The organism is Jatrophihabitans sp. (assembly GCF_035474675.1).
Lineage (GTDB): Bacteria > Actinomycetota > Actinomycetes > Mycobacteriales > Jatrophihabitantaceae > Jatrophihabitans_A.
In genome coordinates this window covers 1-4,317 of sequence record NZ_DATINC010000090.1, presented here as the reverse complement: position 1 = coordinate 4,317, position 4,317 = coordinate 1, and the positions used below count along the sequence as shown (strand labels likewise).

General features: G+C 72.1%; 4 protein-coding genes. 3 read left to right on the top strand and 1 reads right to left on the bottom strand.

Annotated features, from left to right (window positions below; translation table 11 throughout):
• Positions 1–498, bottom strand: a 498-nt coding sequence (locus VLJ82_RS11140) for an aconitase family protein (RefSeq protein ID WP_408663420.1), incomplete at its 3' end; no start/stop codon positions are given.
• 267 nt (positions 499–765) lie between these two features.
• Between VLJ82_RS11140 and VLJ82_RS11135 the strand changes: the two genes are divergently transcribed.
• The 3 genes from VLJ82_RS11135 to VLJ82_RS11125 all read left to right on the top strand — a co-directional run.
• The gene (locus VLJ82_RS11135) at positions 766–2,268 is read left to right on the top strand and encodes an NlpC/P60 family protein (protein ID WP_408663419.1); all 1,503 of its coding nucleotides are present in this window, start codon (positions 766–768) and stop codon (positions 2,266–2,268) included.
• Between the two features lie 118 nt (positions 2,269–2,386).
• Positions 2,387–3,451 carry a GTP 3',8-cyclase MoaA gene (gene moaA, locus VLJ82_RS11130; protein WP_408663418.1) on the top strand — a complete coding sequence of 355 codons (1,065 nt, stop codon included), beginning with the start codon at positions 2,387–2,389 and terminating at the stop codon, positions 3,449–3,451.
• A 326-nt stretch (positions 3,452–3,777) separates the two neighbouring features.
• On the top strand, positions 3,778–4,317 hold a 540-nt coding region (locus tag VLJ82_RS11125), incomplete at its 3' end, for an AAA family ATPase (protein ID WP_408663417.1).

Sequence of the window (4,317 nt, the reverse complement as noted above, 5' to 3'; positions counted from 1 at the left end):
GTCGAACGCGCTCTGGCCCCAGCGCAGGAACTGGTAGCGCTCGAAGTTGCGCTGGTACTCCAGGTCCACGTTGCCGGCGAAGGCGTCCGGGCCGCCGAACAGGTCGGCGATCACCGAGTGGTCGATCACCAGCTCGGCCGGCGCCAGCGGGTTGATCCGGGCCGGGTCGCCGCCGAGCTCGGCGACCGCCTCGCGCATGGTGGCGAGGTCCACCACCGCCGGGACGCCGGTGAAGTCCTGCATCACCACCCGGGCCGGACTGAACTGGATCTCGGTGGACGGCTCGGCCTGCGGCTGCCAGCCGGCGATCGCCGAGATCTGCTCGGCGGTGACGTTGAGGCCGTCCTCGGTGCGCAGCAGGTTCTCCAGCAGCACCTTCAGGCTGTACGGGAGCTTGTCCGAGCCCGGCACCCGGTCCAGCCGGTAGTAGGTGTAGGAGGTGTCACCGACCTGCAGCCGGTCCTTGGCATCGAAGCTGTTCTCCTGGCCTGCGGGCACGGTGGTCCTCCCTGGGTGCGGTGTTGCTCTGCGTTTACTCAATGTTTTGCGGGTTCGGCGATTCCCAGCTTTTCCCAGTGTTGCCATTGTTCCGCACCGCTCGCTAAGGGATCCCATCGGTAGGCCGATAGGAGCACCGGAGTGGATCTTTAGACGGGTCCACCGCCATCGCATGTCAGGTGTTGAAACGGATGTGACTGCCGTGACCATTGGCGTTTATGTGGTTGAAGTGGCAGGCTGTCCGGCAGCATCGACACGGCAGGGAAGGTGACGGCGTTGCGCAACACCCGGCAGGCGGCCGGTGACCGGCACGGAACCGACGCCGGCCTGCCCCGGCGCGGCACTGCGGTAGCCGTGGCCCGGCCTCGCCGGGCGGTGCGCGGCCTGCTGTGCGTCACCGCGCTGACCGCCTCGCTGCTGTACGCCGCCGCCCCGGGACGCGCCACCCCGCCGCCCAACCCGTCCGACGCCCAGCTGAACGCGGCCCGCACCGCCAAGGCCTCGCTTGCCAACACCGTCGGGGTGCTGTCCGGCCAGATCGTGCAGGCCCAGGCCCAGCTGCGCTCGCTGAACGCCAAGGTGGAATTGGCCGAGCAGAAGTTCACCTTCGCGCTGTTCAAGCTCGACCAGGCCAAGACCCAGGCCGCCCAGGCCCAGACCGCGGTGGCGACGGCCCAGAAGGGCATCGAGACCGCCCGGGCCAACCTGACCGCGTTCGTCCACGACAGCTACGTCTCGCCGTCTCTCGGCTCGGCGACGGTGGGGCTGCTGTCGGCCACCGACCCGAACGCGCTGCTGCAGAGCGGCGACTACCGCAACTACGTCTCCTCCCGGCAGCTGGACGCGATGAGCGGCCTGGACCGGGCGATCGTGGCCAAGTCCAACGCCGACGCCAAAGCCCGCTCGCTGCTGGCGCTCAAGCAGAAGCTGGCCGTCGAGGCCGCCGCCGCCCAGAAAGCCGCCCAGCAGGCCTACGCCAACCAGCAGGCGCTGGCCGCCCAGCTGCGGACCCGGGAGGCGAGCTACCAGCGGCAGCTGGCCGACGCCCAGAGCCGGCTGGCCACCCTGAACGGCCAGCGGGCCGCCTACCTCGCCTACCAGCAGGAGCAGGCCCGGATCGCCGCCGAGCGCGCCCGGCAGGCGGCCCTGGCCCGGCAGCGGGCCGAGGAGGCCGCCGCGCGGGCTCGCGCCGAGGCCGAACGCCAGCGCCGGGAGCAGGAGAAGCAACAGCAGCAGCAGAGCCACAGCAACAGCGGCGGGGGCAACAGCGGCGGCAGCACCAGCAGCGGCGGTGGCTACAACCCGCCGCCGTCCGGTGGGTCGGGCAGCTGGACGGCCAGCAAGGGCCAGGCGGCGGCCAACCGCGCGCTGGGCCGGCTGGGCACCCCGTACGCCTGGGCCGGCGGCAACTACAACGGCCCCACCTGGGGGGTCGACTCGCCCGGCACCGACGGCGCGCACGACAGCCAGGTGTTCGGCTTCGACTGCTCGGGCCTGACCATGTACGCCTGGGCACCGCAGGGGGAGTACCTGGACCACTTCGCGGCCTCGCAGTACTGGTCCGGCTCGTTCCACCCGCAGCCCGGCCAGTTCATGCCCGGCGACCTGCTGTTCTGGTCCGACGGCGGCCTCGACGCGATCCACCACGTGGCCCTCTACATCGGCGGCGGCAACGTGGTGCAGGCGCCGCACTCCGGCGACGTGGTCCGGGTGACCCCGTGGGACCAGGTGTCCTGGGGTTACATCGGCGCCACCCGGCCACTGACCTGATCAGTCCTGATCAGCCCTGATCATTCGCTGACCCGAGTTCCTGGCCCGGCCTGCCGGCCGGCACCCGGGGCACATACGGAGAGCGTCCGGGACGGCCAGCAGCGTCTAGGCTGAACTGATGAGCCCGGCGACCGAGTCTGCGACCGAATTCGCGTCCGGTGCCGTGCTGCTCGACGCGTTCGGCCGGCGGGCCGAGGACCTGCGCATCTCGCTCACCGACAAGTGCTCGCTGCGCTGCACCTACTGCATGCCCGCCGAGGGCCTGGCCTGGTTGCCGGCCCGGGCGGTGCTGTCCGACGACGAGATCGTCCGGCTGGCCTCGGTGTTCCTGGGGCTCGGGGTGCGCACCATCCGGCTGACCGGCGGCGAGCCGCTGGTCCGGGCCGGGGTGGCCGGGCTGGTCGGCCGGCTGGCCGGGCTGCAGCCGCGGCCTGAGCTGTCGCTGACCACCAACGCGCTGGCGCTGGCCGACCGGGCCGAGGAGCTGGCCCGCTCCGGCCTGGACCGGGTCAACGTCTCCCTCGACACCCTGGACCGGGAGCGGTTCCACACCCTGACCCGGCGCGACCGGCTGGCCGACGTGCTGGCCGGCCTCGCGGCCGCCCAGGCGGCGGGGCTGACCCCGGTCAAGGTCAATGCGGTGCTGATGCGGGACGAGAACCTCGCCGAGGCGCCGGAGCTGCTGGCCTGGGCGCTGCGGGCCGGCTACCAGCTGCGCTTCATCGAGCACATGCCGCTGGACGCCGACCACCGCTGGACGCTGGCCGACATGGTGACCGCCGACGAGGTGCTCGAGCTGCTCGGACGGTCCTTCCGGCTGCGCCCGGTCGGGCACCGCGGGCACGCCCCGGCCGAGGAGTTCGAGGTGCTGGACGGCCCGGGTCGCGCGGACTGGGCGCCGGTCCTGGACGGCGGCCACCACCGGGTCGGCATCATCGCCTCGGTGACCCGGCCGTTCTGCCGCGACTGCGACCGGCTGCGGCTGACCGCCGACGGCCAGCTGCGCACCTGCCTGTTCGGCCACCAGGAGACCGACCTGCGGGGCGCGCTGCGCGGGGGCGCCGATGACGCCGAGCTCGCCGAGCTGATCCGGCAGGCGGTGCGGGCCAAGCCCGCCGGGCACGGCATCAACGCCCCCGGCTTCCGGCAGCCCGAACGGCCGATGTCGGCGATCGGCGGCTGACCCCGGCCTCTGGGGCCGGCGGCTGATCTGCCTCGGTCCGGCGGCTGATCCGCCCCGGTGCCTGGTCCTGTGTAATACCGAGCGGTCGCCAGAACGACCTGTGGGTATCACACGCACCTACGGACGGCAGCTGAGGTACGGCCGGAAGCCGATCGGGCAGTGAGCGTGGCGCGACCGCCGCCGGGCCGCGCTCGGCGGCTGAGCCGGGCCACAGCTTGCTCGGCTACCGTGGCTGGTAACACAACGCGCGACCGAGCTGGCGCGACCCGGACGGGCGCTCAGGAACGGTGCGGGCGCACCGAAAGGGAACCAGTGCGAGGAGACACATGACCGAGCTGGGTTCGGCACCCACACCGGCCGCCGACGCCACCGCGCTCGAACGGGCGATGTTCGAGGTCAAGCGGGTCATCGTCGGGCAGGAACGGATGGTCGAGCGGCTGATGGTCAGCCTGCTGGCCCGTGGCCACTGCCTGCTCGAAGGGGTGCCCGGCGTTGCCAAGACCCTCGCCGTGGAAACCCTGGCCCGGACCGTCAGCGGGACGTTCGCGCGCCTGCAGTTCACTCCCGACCTGGTGCCCTCCGACATCATCGGCACCCGGATCTACCGTCCGGGCTCGGAGCGGTTCGACACCGAGCTCGGCCCGGTCTTCGCCAACTTCGTGCTCGCCGACGAGATCAACCGGGCGCCGGCCAAGGTCCAGTCGGCGCTGCTGGAGGTGATGGCCGAGCGCCAGGTCTCCCTCGGCGGCCAGCGCTACCCGCTGCCGGACCCGTTCCTGGTGCTGGCCACCCAGAACCCGATCGAGAACGAGGGCGTCTACCCGCTCCCGGAGGCCCAGCGGGACCGCTTCCTGTTCAAGCTGCTG

What these genes read in the sequence shown, in the direction of transcription:
- moaA (WP_408663418.1), top strand. Translation starts at nt 2,387, where the DNA reads ATGAGCCCGGCGACCGAGTCTGCGACCGAATTCGCGTCCGGTGCCGTG.